Consider the following 14,234-nt stretch of genomic DNA (forward strand, 5'->3'; position numbering starts at 1 on the left):
GCGTTGTTCGTTACTGGCAGCCGAGGCGCTGGTGCTCGGCTTCCAGATCGGCCCGTTTGTCGTAGGCGCGCAGTTCGTTGCGTGGCTTGCCGTCCGGGCCCATCCCGCGCACGACCTTCTGGCCGCGGTCCGGTGAGTGCGTGACCGCGTCGATGCCGGCGGCCAGTTCCCGGCAGCGGGCGTTGGAGGCGGTGCTTTCCGGGCGCGGGGCTGCCGAGGCAGTGACGTTGGCGATGCCCGGGCTGACGTAGCGTTGCTTGGTGGGGGCCGTGCCGGTGTCGGCGGCGTTGGCCACGGCGGTCATCGCCGAAAGCACGACGAGTGCCGCGATCGTTCGAATCATTCGAGAAGTCCGTGTGCTGAACCGAAGAAGGTTCGGAATTCTACGCAATGTTCGCTGCATGTCGGCGGCGAGTGGACGAGCTGCGATTACGTGTCGCACGTCGTGGGGAACGCGCGATTGCATCGCCGTTCGCATACCTTAGTTGCGCTGCACGCGCAAGCCACATCCCCGGACCGCCGGACAGCAAAAAGCCCGCTTGCTTTCGCAAAGCGGGCTTCGGCATTTGGTTGCGGGGGTAGGATTTGAACCTACGACCTTCGGGTTATGAGCCCGACGAGCTGCCAGACTGCTCCACCCCGCGGCGCGAAGTGTACTTCGGGTTGATGCGGGGAGTCAATCGATTCCTGCGACGACGGGCTGATGCCATATCGGGCCTGTTCCTTGAAACGACTGCAGCGCAGTGAAGCCGACGCGTACAACCGAAAATTTTTCACGCTCGCCACAATATTCACGCGCCTGAAACGTCTTCAGACGCATGGAACCGCCACCCACTTCGCAAACGATGACCGACCCAGACCGCGACATCACTGCGACGGTGATGCGTGAACGAACGAGGCTAGGGAATTTCATTCGGCGCCGGATCCGCGACCCGGACGATGCCGAGGACGTTCTGCAGGATGTGCTTCACGAATTCGTACAGGCCTATCGACTTCCCGCGCCAATCGAACAGGCGAGCGCGTGGCTGTTCCGTACCGCGCGCAACCGCATCATCGATCGTTTTCGCAAGAAGAAGGAGCAACCGCTGACCGATCTGCTCGATGCCGACGACGAAGCGGACAGCGAGTATCGCCTGGATCTGGCGCTGCCGGCGCACGATGCCGGCCCCGAGGCGCTCTACGCTCGCACGCTGTTGCTTAAGGCGTTGCAGGATGCGCTCGACGAGTTGCCGGCGAATCAGCGCGAGGTTTTCATCGCGCACGAGCTGGAAGGACAGTCCTTCAAGGAGATGGCCGCGCAAAGCGGTGTCACGCTCAATACGCTGCTCGCGCGCAAACGCTACGCGGTCCTGCATCTGCGTGCTCGACTGCAACCCATTTACGACGAACTGGATATCTAGAGGAGTCGACGGATGAATTTTCGAATCAGATGTGCGGGCAAGGCGCTGCTCGTGGTGGTGGCCATCGGGGTGCTCGGTGGGGTCGTGATGATGTTGTGGAACTGGGTGATGCCGGCGCTATTCGTTGGCGCCCGGACGATCGACTTCGCTCACGCGCTGGGCCTGCTCGTGTTGAGCCGCATCCTGTTCGGCGGATTCCGCGGACACCGCGGCTGGCACGGCCGGCGCCACTGGCGCAAGTGGGAAGCCATGACGCCGGAAGAACGCGAGCAGTTCCGGGCCGCATGGCGATCGCGCGGCAAGCGGCCCACGGAGGAGTGACCATGCGCGAGAAATCAGCGGCCGACTGCAAGCAGAAGGCGGGCGTGATTGCGCCGGTCGTCGATCTGAAGCGTTGCGAAGGCAAGGGCGATTGCGTCACCGTTTGCCCCGAAAACGTGTTCGAGGTCCGGCGCATCGACGAGGCCGATTATCTCGACCTCGGTCTGATGCATCGCTTGAAGCTGCGCGTGCATGGAATGAAAGTCGCGTACACGCCGAATGCGCAAGCCTGTCGGTCATGCGGGCTTTGCGTGACGGCGTGTCCCGAGCGCGCGATCACGCTCGCGAGAAGGGCATAGCGTCGCCCGTGCTCGCCGATGATGGAGCGGCAGCGCCGCAGGCCTGATGGCGGATAGCAGTCGCTGGATACGCCGTCTACGTGATCAAACTCATCAAGGAACGCACTTGGTTTCTACCACCCACGCTCTTTTGCAACGGCTTCATGAAGAGAGCCAGCGCGAAATCATCGCCCGCGCCCGCGCGCAGTTCCAGGGGCCGAACGAGGCGTTTCCGACGCTCGTCGACGAATACGAAGCACTCGCCCCGAGGTTGCGAGGGCGGTTTCTCGAAACGTTCGGCCTGTTCACCGAAGATTTCGAGTCGTCGGCGGGCAGTGCGCTATCGTTGGCCGTGTCGGCGGAAACGGGAAGGTTCTTGCGCAACATGGTGCTCGCGCAACGGCCGACCAGAATTCTCGAACTCGGCAGTTCCTGCGGTGTGTCGACCCTGTATTTCGCCGACGCGCTGCGGACGTTGGGCCGTGGCGTGGTCATCGCGACCGAAGGCGATGCGCTCAAGTGCGCGCGTTTGCGCGACCACGTCGAAACTGCGGGCCTGGAGGCCTATGTCGACGTGCGGGAGGGCGATGTGTTCGACACGGTTGCCGGGCTGGACGGGACTGTCGACATGGTGTTTATCGACGTCTGGGCCGACGCCTATCTGAAGCTGTTCAAGCAGATCGAGCGCCTGCTGCGGCCGGGATCGGTCGTGCTGGCCGACAACATGTACACGGCCGAGGACGCCGTTCGACCGTACAAGCAATACCTCGACGAGGAGCCGCGGTTTTCGACCACGACGCTGGATTTTGAGTCGGGGGTCGAGTTTACGGTTGTCGTTGCTTGAGCGGGGAGTTCTTGTGAATCCGGGGAGGCATGGAGCTTGACTGGCCCCCCCGACAGGAATCGAACCTGTATCTAGCGCTTAGGAGGCGCTTGTTCTATCCATTGAACTACGGGGAGAGCCATATCCGGGCATTCGCGCAAAAGAAGGCGAACCGGACGGCGGTGTGGACAGCGCGCAGAGTATAGCAAACGCGCGGCGCGTCGGCGGGGCGGAATGCCCCCGCGACACGCGTATCGCGTAATCAACCGCGATCGAAACGGAAAATCAGAAATCGACGACGACGAAATCTTCCTTGCCCACGTCGCACAGCGGGCAGCGCCAGTCCGCCGGAATGTCGGCGAAACGCGTGCCGGCCGGAATGCCTTCGTCGGGGAGCCCTTCCGCTTCGTTGTAGACCCACCCGCAAATCAGGCAGACCCAGCTCTGGTATTCGGTTACTTCGCTCATGTTGCGCTCGGGATAATGAAAATTCGGCGATGCCGTCCGCAGCCTGGCCGGCGGACGAAAGGCGCAATGGTACCGGAATTTCGCCGAACGCCTGCGCAACGTCGTTTTAAACGTACGCATCGCGAACAACCGGCGCCGTCGCGTCGGTCGGGCATGCAGTGTATGCTTCGTGAGCCTGTCAATCTGAAGGAGGAAACGATGCTCAACAGAAAGTGGATCGCGGGTGCAGTCTGTGTCGCGGCGCTGGCCGTATCGACGCTCGCGCGCGCCGAAGCGCGTGTGTTCTTCGTCGAGCCGCAGGACGGCGCGACGGTGTCGAGCCCCGTGCACGTGAAGTTCGGTCTCGAAGGCATGGCGCTCAAGCCGGCCGGCGACATGACCCCGGATACCGGTCATCATCATCTGCTGATCGACGGCAAGCCGGTGCCGAAGGGCGACGTGATCCCGGCGACCGACCATTCGCTGCATTTCGGCAAGGCCCAGACCGAAACCGACGTGAAGCTGCCGCCTGGCCAGCATACGCTGACGCTGCAGCTCGGTGACGGCGCGCACCGTTCGTACGGTCCCGAACTGAGCTCGACGATCACGGTCAACGTGAAATAATCGCACGTCCCGCGCCGGCGCTCGCCGCGCCGCGCACGGGATCGGTCGATCGGCCGGCCGCGGGCATCCGGCCGGCGTTCGGCCGTTTACGCGGGCACGTAAACGACGGCCGGCATCCACGCGAAAAACCGTCCGCAACCCGCTCCCGGCATCGCGCCGACGCGCTTCAAGCGCATCCCGCGGCGCTCGTCCGTCCAGCCAAGCCGATCCCGGCCCGCGCGCCCGGTACAATGGGCGCTTCCGATTTCTCTCTTCGCCGTCTCCCCATGTCGCTCTATTCCATTACCGGCGCGCAGCTCGCGTTCGGTCACGTCGCGTTGCTCGATCACGCGGATTTCTCGCTGGAAGCCGGCGAGCGGGTCGGCCTGATCGGCCGCAACGGCGCGGGCAAGTCGTCGCTGCTGAAGATCGTCGCCGATCTCGCGAAGCCCGACGACGGGCTGGTCACGCGCCAGCAGGAGCTCGTGACGGTCTACGTGCCGCAGGAGCCCGAATTCGAGCCGGGCGCGACGGTGTTCGACGCGGTCGCGTCAGGGCTCGCGCATACGCGCGAACTGCTCGAAGAATACGATTCGATCGCGCACCGCCTCGCGGAGATCCCGGAAGGCGCCGAACACGATGCGCTGCTCGCGCGGATGAACGCGCTGCAGTCGTCGCTGGACGCGCACGACGCGTGGAACTGGCGCACCCGCGTGTCGATGACGCTCGCGCAGATCGGCCTGCAGGACGTCGACGCAAGCGTCGACGCGCTGTCGGGCGGGATGCAGAAGCGCGTCGCGCTGGCGCGCGCGCTGGTGCTGCAGCCCGACGTGCTGCTGCTCGACGAGCCGACCAACCACCTCGACTTCGACGGCATCCGCTGGCTGGAAGAGCTGCTCGTCGCGCAGCGCGCGGGCCTGCTGTTCATCACCCACGATCGCGCATTCCTCGACCGCGTCGCGACGCGCATCGTCGAGCTCGATCGCGGCCGGTTGCTGTCGTACCCGGGCAATTTTTCCGCGTACCAGACGCGCAAGGCGCAGCAGCTCGAAGTCGAGCGCGTGGAGAACGAGAAGTTCGACAAGCTGCTCGCGCAGGAAGAAGTGTGGATCCGCAAGGGCGTCGAAGCGCGCCGTACGCGCAGCGTGGGCCGCATCGCGCGGCTCGTGCAGATGCGCAACGAGCGCGCAGAGCGCCGCAATGCGCAGGGCAACGTGAAGCTGGACGTCGCGCAGGGCGAGAAGTCCGGCAAGATCGTCGCGGAGCTGACCGACGTGACGAAGCGTTACGGCGGCCGCACGGTGGTCGACCGCTTCTCGACGACGGTCATGCGCGGCGACAAGATCGGCTTCGTCGGCCCGAACGGCGCCGGCAAGACCACGTTGCTGAAACTGATCCTCGGCGACCTGAAGCCCGATGAAGGCACGGTGCGCACCGGCACGAACCTGCAGGTCGCGTATTTCGACCAGATGCGCGCGCAGCTCGACCAGGAGAAGAGCCTCGCGGATACGATCAGCCCCGGCAGCGAATGGGTCGAGATCGGCGGCGTGCGCAAGCACGTGATGAGCTATCTCGGCGATTTCCTGTTCGCGCCGGAACGCGCGCGTTCGCCGGTGAAGTCGCTGTCCGGCGGCGAGCGCAACCGGCTGCTGCTCGCGCGCCTGTTCGCGCGCCCGGCCAACGTGCTGGTGCTCGACGAACCGACCAACGACCTCGACATCCCGACGCTCGAACTGCTCGAAGAGCTGCTGGCCGACTACGACGGCACGGTGCTGCTCGTCAGCCACGATCGCGCGTTCCTCGACAACGTCGTGACGTCGGTGATCGCGGCGGAGGGCGACGGCAAGTGGCGCGAATATGTCGGCGGCTTCACCGACTGGCAGATCCAGAGCGAGCGCTCGGAGCAGCTCGCGCAGCAGGAAGCGGCGAAGCGCGCGGTCAAGGAAGCGGCGCCCGCGAAGGACGAGCCGGCGAAGAGCGCGGCCGGCCGCAACGCGCAGCGCACGGTGAAGCTGTCGTTCAACGAGCAGCGCGAGCTCGATTCCCTTCCGGAGAAGATCGCCGCGCTCGAAGCCGAGCAGAAGACGATCAATGCACAACTCGAGGACGGCTCCATTTTCGCGAAGGACCCGCAGGAAGGCACGCGCCTGACCGAGCGGTTCGCGGCGATCGACGACGAATTGCTTGCCGCGCTCGAACGGTGGGAAACGCTCGAGGCGAAGCGCAAGCCGGTGTGACGCGTGCGGCGCGCGCCGATCCCGCGATTGGCGCGCCACGCGGAACCAGTAAAATACCGCGCGTTCAGGGGCGCGCAGCGCACGCCGCGCGCCCGCTTTCGGAGCAGTCCAAGCACACCGTTGTTTCGATTCGCTTTTTTACGGAACTCAACGTTTTGTCCACGACGTTATCCACACGAGGTGTGGACAACGTCCCGATGAATGACGAAATTCAGCGCCTATGTCAACGAAGAAACCCAGCGCGGCCTATAGCGAAGCATCGATCAAGGTGCTCAAGGGTCTCGAGCCGGTCAAGCAGCGGCCCGGCATGTACACCCGTACCGAGAATCCGCTGCACATCATCCAGGAAGTCATCGACAACGCGTCCGACGAGGCGCTCGGCGGCTACGGCAAGCAGATCACGGTCACGCTGCACGCCGACCAGTCGGTCTCGGTCGAGGACGACGGCCGCGGCATCCCGTTCGGCATGCACCCCGAAGAAGGCGTGCCGGTCGTCGAGATCGTGTTCACGCGCCTGCATGCGGGCGGCAAGTTCGACAAGGCCGCGGGCGGCGCGTATACGTTCTCGGGCGGCCTGCACGGCGTCGGCGTATCGGTGACGAACGCACTCGCGACGCGACTCGACGTGACGGTGTGGCGCGACGGCAAGATGGCCGAGCTCGGCTTCGCGGAAGGCGACGTGGTCAAGCCGCTCGCGACGCAGGCGGCGGGGCGCGGCGAGAAGAAATCCGGCACGCGCGTGCAGGTGTGGCCGAATCCGAAATACTTCGATTCGCCGAACCTGCCGCTCGGCGAGCTGCAGCGTCTGTTGCGCTCGAAGGCGGTGCTGTTGCCGGGCGTCGAGGTCGTGCTCGTCAACGAAAAGACGGGCGAGCGCCAGACGTGGAAGTACGAAGACGGCCTGCGCGGCTACCTGCTCGACGAAATGAACGGCAGCGAGCTGCTGATTCCGCTGTTCGAAGGCGAGCGTTTCGCCGATTCGCGTTCGACCGACGAAACCTTCGCCGAGGGCGAAGGCGCGTCGTGGGTCGTCGCATGGAGCGAGGAAGGTTCGCTCGTGCGCGAGTCGTACGTGAACCTGATTCCGACGCCGGCCGGCGGCACGCACGAGTCGGGCCTGCGCGACGGTCTCTACCAGGCGGTGAAGAGCTTCGTCGAGCTGCACAACCTGCAGCCGAAGGGCGTGAAGCTGCTCGCGGAAGACGTGTTCGCGCGCGTGTCGTTCGTGCTGTCCGCGAAGGTGCTCGATCCGCAGTTCCAGGGGCAGATCAAGGAGCGGCTGAACAGCCGCGACGCGGTGAAGCTCGTGTCGTCGTTCTCGCGTCCGGCGCTCGAACTGTGGCTGAACCAGCACGTCGAGCACGGCAAGAAGCTCGCCGAACTCGTGATCAAGCAGGCGCAGGCGCGCACGCGCGCGGGCCAGAAGGTCGAGAAGCGCAAGAGCTCGGGCGTCGCGGTGCTGCCCGGCAAGCTGACCGACTGCGAGACCGAAGATATCGCGCGCAACGAACTGTTCCTCGTCGAGGGCGACTCGGCGGGCGGCTCCGCGAAGATGGGCCGCGACAAGGAATACCAGGCGATCCTGCCGCTGCGCGGCAAGGTGCTGAACACGTGGGAAACCGAGCGCGACCGTCTGTTCGCGAACAACGAGGTGCACGACATCTCGGTCGCGATCGGCGTCGATCCGCACAGCCCGGACGACGGCGTCGACCTGTCGAACCTGCGCTACGGCAAGATCTGCATCCTGTCGGACGCGGACGTCGACGGCTCGCACATCCAGGTGCTGCTGCTCACGCTGTTCTTCAAGCATTTCCCGCAGCTGATCGAGCGCGGCCACGTGTACGTCGCGCGCCCGCCGCTGTTCCGCGTCGATGCGCCCGCGCGCGGCAAGAAGCCCGCACAGAAGCTCTATGCGCTCGACGACGGCGAGCTCGAGGCGATCCTCGACAAGCTGCGCAAGGACGGCGTGCGCGACACGCAGTGGAGCATCAGCCGCTTCAAGGGTCTTGGCGAAATGAGCGCCGAGCAGTTGTGGGACACGACGATGAACCCCGACACGCGCCGCCTGATGCCGGTGAAGCTCGGCGAGCTCGACTACGAGGCGACCGTCGCGCGGATGACGATGCTGATGGGCAAGGGCGAGGCAGCCGCGCGGCGCGGCTGGCTCGAGGAAAAGGGCAACGACGTCGAAGCGGACATTTAAGCGGAGCATCCGCGCGGCCGGGCATGACGCCCGGCCCGGCCTCACGCCACTTACGAATACGGAATTCAGATGGACGACAATACTTCCGATCTCTTTGCCGGGTCCGATGCACCGGATGCCGAAGCGCTGACGCTCGGCAATTACGCGGAGCAGGCGTATCTCAGCTACGCGGTCAGCGTCGTGAAGAGTCGCGCGCTGCCCGACGTGTGCGACGGCCAGAAGCCGGTGCAGCGCCGGATCCTGTTCGCGATGAACGAAATGGGTCTTGGCCCGGACGCGAAGCCGGTGAAGTCGGCGCGCGTGGTCGGCGACGTGCTCGGTAAATACCACCCGCACGGCGACCAGTCGGCGTACGACGCGCTCGTGCGGCTCGCGCAGGATTTCTCGCTGCGCTACCCGCTGATCGACGGGCAGGGCAACTTCGGCTCGCGCGACGGCGACGGCGCGGCGGCGATGCGTTACACGGAAGCGCGCCTCACGCCGATCGCGAAACTGCTGCTCGACGAGATCGACCAGGGCACGGTCGACTTCATGCCGAACTACGACGGCTCGTTCGAGGAGCCGAAGACGCTGCCGAGCCGCATGCCGTTCGTGCTGCTGAACGGCGCGTCGGGCATCGCGGTCGGCCTCGCGACCGAAATCCCGTCGCACAACCTGCGCGAAGTCGCGGCCGCGGCGGTCGCGCTGATCCGCAATCCGAAGCTCACGCACGCGGAGCTGATGAGCTTGATTCCCGGCCCGGATTTCCCCGGCGGCGGCCAGATCATCTCGAGCGACACCGAAATCTCGGCGGCGTACGAAACGGGGCGCGGCAGCCTGAAGGTGCGCGCGAAGTGGAAGATCGAGGATCTCGCGCGCGGCCAGTGGCAGCTCGTCGTGACCGAACTGCCGCCGAACACGTCGGGCCAGAAGGTGCTCGAGGAAATCGAGGAACTGACCAACCCGAAGCTCAAGCTCGGCAAGAAGACGCTGACGCCCGAGCAGCTCAACACGAAGAAGGCGATGCTCGACCTGCTCGACGCGGTGCGCGACGAGTCGGGCAAGGAAGCGGCGGTGCGGCTCGTGTTCGAGCCGAAGTCGCGCACGATCGACCAGACGGAATTCGTGAACACGCTGCTCGCGTACACGAGCCTCGAATCGAACGCGACGCTGAACCTCGTGATGATCGGCGCGGATGGCCGGCCGGGCCAGAAGGGCCTGCTGACGATCCTCGACGAATGGGTGAAGTTCCGCCAGCTGACGATGACGCGCCGTTGCCGCCATCGTCTCGCGAAGGTCGACGACCGCATCCACATCCTCGAAGGGCGGATGATCGTCTTCCTGAACATCGACGAGGTGATCCGCATCATCCGCGAGTCGGACGAGCCGAAGGCCGCGCTGATGAGCGCGTTCGGCCTCAGCGAGCGGCAGGCCGAGGACATTCTCGAAATCCGCCTGCGCCAGCTCGCGCGGCTCGAGAAGATCAAGATCGAGAAGGAACTCGAAGCGCTGCGCGACGAGAAGGCGAAGCTCGAGGAGCTGCTCGCCAACGACAGCGCGATGAAGCGGCTGATGATCAAGGAGATCGAGGCCGACGCGAAGCAGTACGGCGACGATCGCCGCACGCTGATCCAGCAGGAAAAGCGCGCGACGTTCGAGGCGAAGGTGGTCGACGAGCCGGTGACGGTCGTCGTGTCGCAGAAGGGCTGGGTGCGCGCGCTGAAGGGCCACGGGCTCGACCCGGCCGGCTTCACGTTCAAGGCAGGCGACCACCTGTACGCGGCGTTCCAGTGCCGCACGCCGGATCGCCTGATCGCATGGGGCAGCAGCGGCCGCGTGTATTCGGTCGACGTGTCGGTGCTGCCGGGCGGGCGCGGCGACGGCGTGCCGGTCACGTCGCTGATCGAGCTCGAATCGGGCTCGCACCTGATGCACTACTACGCGGCGCCGGCCGACCAGCAGTTGCTGCTCGCGTCGAGCAACGGCTTCGGCTTCCTCGCGAAGGTCGGCGACATGGTGAGCCGCGTGAAGGCCGGCAAGTCCTTCATGACGATCGATGCGGGCGCGGTGCCGCTCGCGCCGATGCCGGTACTGCCGAACGCGACGCAGGTCGCGTGCCTGTCGAGCGGCGGGCGCTTGCTGGTGTTCGGGATGGACGAGATGAAGACGCTGTCCGGCGGCGGGCGCGGCGTGATCCTGATGGCGCTCGACGACAAGGAAACGCTCGTGCAGGCGCTGGCGATCGATCCGGCCGGCGTCGTGCTGATCGGCACCGGCCGCGGCGGCAAGGCGCAGGACGACACGCTGTCGTACGCCGGGCTCGCGCCGCACATCGGCAAGCGCGCACGCAAGGGCCGCACGCCGGAGACGAAGCTCAAGGTCGTCAACGAGCTGCGCCCGCTGCTCGGCTGACGCCGCGCGGGGCGTCCGGATCGTCCGGTTCGACGGTTCGGCCGCGATCGAAGGCCGCACGTCCGCTTCGGCGGCCGTGCGGCTTTTTCTTTTTTTGACGCGGGGATTCGGGTAAGCAAGCGTGGCGCTGTCACGCGGAATTTGCAAAATAGTGTGAAATCGCGCCGAGGGTCTGAACCGCGACGCGACTGGCTGGTCGAACGTCGCTTGATGCCGCGCGCGACGCGGCCGTTCGCTGCCCCCCCCTCATACAGGATCGTCGCCATGTCCCACGCCGTTGCCGTCGCGCTGTTTCTTCACCTGCTGGCCGTCGCCGTGTGGGTGGGCGGGATGGTCTTCGCGCACTTCTGCCTGCGCCCGGCGCTGTCCGACCTGTCGCCGCAGTTGCGGTTGCCGCTGATCGAAGGCGTGTTCGGCCGCTTCTTCAACTGGGTGTCGGGGGCCGTGATCGTGATCCTGCTGTCCGGCGGTTTCCTGCTGACGAGCTTCGGCGGCGCACACGCGACGTGGTCGCTGCATGCGATGGCCGGGCTCGGCGTCGTGATGATGCTGATCTTCGGGCACATCCGCTTCGCGCTGTTCCCGCGCATTCGCCGTGCGGTGCAGGCGCAGAACTGGCCGGACGGCGCGCGCGCGGTGAACGCGGTGCGCCTGCTCGTCGTCGTGAATCTCGTGCTCGGCGTCGTCACGATCGGCGCGGCCGTGCTGTCGCGCGGTTTCTGACCGGCCGGCGTCCGGCCGCTGCCGGGTAGCCACAGGCCTGGCGGCACGCGTCGCTACGCGGCCAGCATCGCGTCGAGCAGCCATGAACCGGCCGGCCCCAGCGGCCGGTTGCGCGACCACACCGCATCCACCCGCACGCGGCGCGGCCAGCCGCGCGAGCGCAGCTCGCACAGGCGGTCGCGCGCGAAGTGCTCGACCATCCAGCGCGGCAGTTCCGCCCAGCCGAACCCCAGCACCGCCATTTCCAGCAGCATCAGGTAGCTCGGCGCCAGCCAGTGCTGCGTGCCGACGACGATCCGGTCGTCGGTGCCGCGACCTTCCGTCTTCACGTAGGTATTGAGGCGCAGTTCGCGCACGTCGCGCAGCGCCGCGTGCGGCACCTCGGCGTCGCCGTATTCGGCAAGCGCGTGCGTGCGGCCGACGAACAGTCCGATCTCCGATTCCTCCGCCACCGTCGCCGCGCCGATATCGGCCGGGTAGGCCGCGCGCGCGGCCATCAGCCCGAGTTGCGCACGGCCTTGCTGGATCAGGTCGAGCACGTCGTCGTGCTCGGCGATCTGGCATTCGAGCTCGAGCGCCGGAAAGCGCCGTTCGAGCGCCATCAGCGTCTCTTCGTAGCGCTTCGACTGGTACGTATCGGAGACGACGAGCGTGAGCCGCGCTTCCTCGCCGTGCGCGAGCCGGGCGGCCGTGCGGTCGATCGCCGCGCTGGCCTCGAGCGCGCGCTGTACCTGCGGCAGCAGCGCGCGGCCGGCGTCGGTGAGCGTCGGCGTGCGCGTCGAGCGATCGAACAACTGCACGCCCAGATCGATTTCGAGGTTCGCAATCGCTTCCGACACGGTCGACTGGCGCTTGCCGAGCTTGCGCGCGGCGGCCGTGAACGAGCCGAGCAGCGCCGCTTCGGCGAATGCGAGCAGGGCTTCGGGGGCGTGGTGCATGCAGTGCTCCAGGCGGTGATATATCGGTAAAGCCGATGATATCAAACTGGATTCATACGGTATTGCCGATCAAAATGGCCGCCATGGATCAGGTAACGCATTGGAGCGAATCATGAAACAGATCAACAAAACGGTGACGGAGCGCCTGCTGCACGCGCTGACGTTCGAACTGGTGGCGATCGCGCTGTGCGCGCCGATCGGCGCGTGGCTGCTCGACATGCCGGTGTCGCACGTCGGCGTGCTGACGGTGATGGTGTCGCTGATCGCGATGGCGTGGAACATGACCTTCAACGCGCTGTTCGACCGCTTCGAGCGGCGGGCTGGGTTGTCGCGCACGCTCGGCATGCGGATCGCGCATGCGGTGATGTTCGAACTCGGCCTCGTCGCGATGGTGGTGCCGGTGGCCGCATGGTGGCTGAACGTGAGCCTCGTCGAGGCGCTGCTGCTCGACCTGGGCATCGTGCTGTTCTTCCTGCCTTACACGTTCTGCTTCAACCTCGCGTACGACGCGCTGCGCGCCCGCTGGATGGCACGCCGGGTCGCGATGCGGGCCGGTTGAGCCGGTGAGGCGAACCCGGCCGGGCAGCGCGACGGCCGCCGCCCGTCAGTGCGCGGCGGCCCACAGCCACACGCTGCAGGCCACGGCGACCGCGCCGTATACGGCATAAACGGGCACCTTGAAGCGCGTGAAGCACAGCGTCGCGAAGGCGCCCGTCAGCCAGTAAACCGGGTCGGCCGGTTCGCGATGCAGGATCTTGACGACGGCGACCACGAGAAAGCCCGTCGTCGCCGCGCGCAGCAGGCGCATCCCGTGCTCGAAGCGCGAATGGCGCTTGAGCCGGAGCAGGTGGTTCTGCGCGAACACGACGAGGCATCCCGACGGAATGAACAGCGCGGCGGTGGCGAGCAGCGCGCCGACCCAGCCGTCGGTCAGGTAGCCGAGAAACGGCACCACGTTCAGCAACGGCCCCGGCGCGACCGGCGACAGCGCGAACGCCAGCGTGAAGTCGTGATCGGAGATGCCGGTCGCCGGCGAGACGAACAGCGTCTTGAGCACCGGCAGCGCGGAGAAGCCGCCGCCGAACAGCGTCATGCCGGCGCCCGCGAGCCGCGGCCACAGCAATTGCGCCTGGTAATCGCCGGGCAACGGCACCGCGAACAGCAGCACCAGCACGCCGAGCAGCACGAGCAGGCTGCGGTCGCGCTTCGACAGCGTGAAATCGACCGCGTCGCGTTGCGGCGGCCCCGTCAGCCAGCCCGCTGCAAACGCGGCGAACAGAATCCCGACGAAAGCGGCCGGACTATGCGCGAAAGCGAGCAGAATCGTCGAGAGCGCGGCGATCGCCTGTTCGAGCCGCGTGCGCGCGAGCGAGCGCAACTGCTTGACCCACGTGACGCCGATCAGCGCGGCGAGCACCATCCCGAAGTGATTGATCAGCATCGGCGCGGCAAGCGAGCGCACGAGCGGCGTCTGATAGAAGATCGCGAACAGCGTCATCAGGATCGAGAACGGCAGCACGCTCGCCATGCCGGCGACCCATGCGCCGGCACGGCCGTGCAGCGTCTGCCCGACCTGCACGGCAACGTTGCAGCCGACGGGGCCCGGTACGAGCCACGCGAGCGCGACGAGATCGCCGAAAACGTGCGGCTCGATGCGCTGCAGCCGCTCCACGTAATGGCGTTCGAGTTGCGCCATCATCGAAAGCCCGCCCCACGAGACGGCCGAAATGCCGGCGACGACCTTGAACAAGGCCCACAGGGAGGCGGGTGCCTCTTCGACACGCGTGGTCGCTTCGACTTCGACGGTTGTCATGATTGTGTGGTTGGCGCAGGGCCGGATCTCTCGCGTAGGGCCGTGCCGGCGGCCCGC

The 14,234-nt window shown here is 66.3% G+C and carries 14 protein-coding genes and 2 tRNA genes; 10 read left to right on the top strand and 6 right to left on the bottom strand.

Going from position 1 to position 14,234, the window contains the following annotated elements; all coding sequences use genetic code 11:
- Positions 1-10 precede the first annotated feature (10 nt).
- Both H0X95_RS09740 and H0X95_RS09745 read right to left on the bottom strand, forming a co-directional pair.
- Entirely contained in the window at positions 11-343 is a 333-nt protein-coding gene (locus H0X95_RS09740) for a hypothetical protein (RefSeq protein WP_006487649.1), read from the bottom strand.
- Positions 344-567: 224 nt separating this feature from the next.
- Positions 568-644, bottom strand: a tRNA-Met gene (locus H0X95_RS09745).
- A gap of 174 nt (positions 645-818) precedes the next feature.
- Here H0X95_RS09745 and H0X95_RS09750 point away from each other — a divergent pair.
- The 4 genes from H0X95_RS09750 to H0X95_RS09765 are packed head-to-tail and all read left to right on the top strand — an operon-like array spanning position 819 to position 2,843.
- Complete coding sequence (locus H0X95_RS09750; RefSeq protein ID WP_006487651.1) at positions 819-1,400, top strand: RNA polymerase sigma factor; 582 nt, start codon at positions 819-821, stop codon at positions 1,398-1,400.
- 12 nt (positions 1,401-1,412) lie between these two features.
- Positions 1,413-1,721 (top strand): hypothetical protein, encoded by a 309-nt coding sequence (locus H0X95_RS09755; RefSeq protein ID WP_006487637.1) that lies wholly within the window; start codon positions 1,413-1,415, stop codon positions 1,719-1,721.
- Positions 1,722-1,723: 2 nt separating this feature from the next.
- Complete coding sequence (locus tag H0X95_RS09760; RefSeq protein ID WP_006487655.1) at positions 1,724-2,020, top strand: 4Fe-4S dicluster domain-containing protein; 297 nt, start codon at positions 1,724-1,726, stop codon at positions 2,018-2,020.
- Between the two features lie 46 nt (positions 2,021-2,066).
- Positions 2,067-2,843, top strand: coding sequence for an O-methyltransferase (locus tag H0X95_RS09765; RefSeq protein WP_369718848.1), 777 nt, complete (start codon positions 2,067-2,069; stop codon positions 2,841-2,843).
- 41 nt (positions 2,844-2,884) lie between these two features.
- On the opposite strand, the gene H0X95_RS09770 is transcribed toward H0X95_RS09765, so the two are convergent.
- Together H0X95_RS09770 and H0X95_RS09775 are read right to left on the bottom strand one after the other, a co-directional pair.
- A tRNA-Arg gene (locus tag H0X95_RS09770) sits at positions 2,885-2,959 on the bottom strand.
- 148 nt (positions 2,960-3,107) lie between these two features.
- The gene (locus H0X95_RS09775; RefSeq protein ID WP_006478164.1) at positions 3,108-3,290 is read right to left on the bottom strand and encodes a rubredoxin; all 183 of its coding nucleotides are present in this window, start codon (positions 3,288-3,290) and stop codon (positions 3,108-3,110) included.
- Positions 3,291-3,488: 198 nt separating this feature from the next.
- Here H0X95_RS09775 and H0X95_RS09780 point away from each other — a divergent pair, with 198 nt between their 5' ends.
- The 5 genes from H0X95_RS09780 (at position 3,489) to H0X95_RS09800 (ending at position 11,426) form a co-directional block, all read left to right on the top strand.
- Positions 3,489-3,893: a DUF4399 domain-containing protein gene (locus H0X95_RS09780; protein ID WP_012328968.1), complete on the top strand. Its 405-nt coding sequence runs from the start codon at positions 3,489-3,491 to the stop codon at positions 3,891-3,893.
- A gap of 266 nt (positions 3,894-4,159) precedes the next feature.
- Positions 4,160-6,109, top strand: a complete 1,950-nt coding sequence (locus H0X95_RS09785; RefSeq protein ID WP_006487664.1) for an ATP-binding cassette domain-containing protein — start codon at positions 4,160-4,162, stop codon at positions 6,107-6,109.
- Positions 6,110-6,329: 220 nt separating this feature from the next.
- Complete coding sequence (gene parE, locus H0X95_RS09790; RefSeq protein ID WP_006497076.1) at positions 6,330-8,312, top strand: DNA topoisomerase IV subunit B; 1,983 nt, start codon at positions 6,330-6,332, stop codon at positions 8,310-8,312.
- A 69-nt stretch (positions 8,313-8,381) separates the two neighbouring features.
- Positions 8,382-10,703 carry a DNA topoisomerase IV subunit A gene (gene parC, locus H0X95_RS09795; protein ID WP_006487625.1) on the top strand — a complete coding sequence of 774 codons (2,322 nt, stop codon included), beginning with the start codon at positions 8,382-8,384 and terminating at the stop codon, positions 10,701-10,703.
- Between the two features lie 264 nt (positions 10,704-10,967).
- The gene (locus H0X95_RS09800) at positions 10,968-11,426 is read left to right on the top strand and encodes a CopD family protein (RefSeq protein WP_006487629.1); all 459 of its coding nucleotides are present in this window, start codon (positions 10,968-10,970) and stop codon (positions 11,424-11,426) included.
- Positions 11,427-11,479: 53 nt separating this feature from the next.
- Here H0X95_RS09800 and H0X95_RS09805 read toward each other — a convergent pair whose 3' ends face one another.
- Positions 11,480-12,364 carry a LysR family transcriptional regulator gene (locus H0X95_RS09805; RefSeq protein ID WP_059721361.1) on the bottom strand — a complete coding sequence of 295 codons (885 nt, stop codon included), beginning with the start codon at positions 12,362-12,364 and terminating at the stop codon, positions 11,480-11,482.
- A 112-nt stretch (positions 12,365-12,476) separates the two neighbouring features.
- On the opposite strand from H0X95_RS09805, the gene H0X95_RS09810 reads away from it, so the two are divergent.
- Positions 12,477-12,923 (top strand): multidrug/biocide efflux PACE transporter, encoded by a 447-nt coding sequence (locus tag H0X95_RS09810; protein ID WP_034201481.1) that lies wholly within the window; start codon positions 12,477-12,479, stop codon positions 12,921-12,923.
- 45 nt (positions 12,924-12,968) lie between these two features.
- Here the strand turns inward: H0X95_RS09810 and H0X95_RS09815 are convergent, their stop codons facing one another.
- A complete protein-coding gene (locus H0X95_RS09815; protein ID WP_006487623.1) occupies positions 12,969-14,177 on the bottom strand; it encodes a chromate transporter in 1,209 nt (402 codons plus the stop codon).
- Between the last annotated feature and the right edge of the window lie 57 nt (positions 14,178-14,234).

Source organism: Burkholderia sp. 9779_493, from assembly GCF_015712215.1.
GTDB lineage: Bacteria > Pseudomonadota > Gammaproteobacteria > Burkholderiales > Burkholderiaceae > Burkholderia > Burkholderia cenocepacia.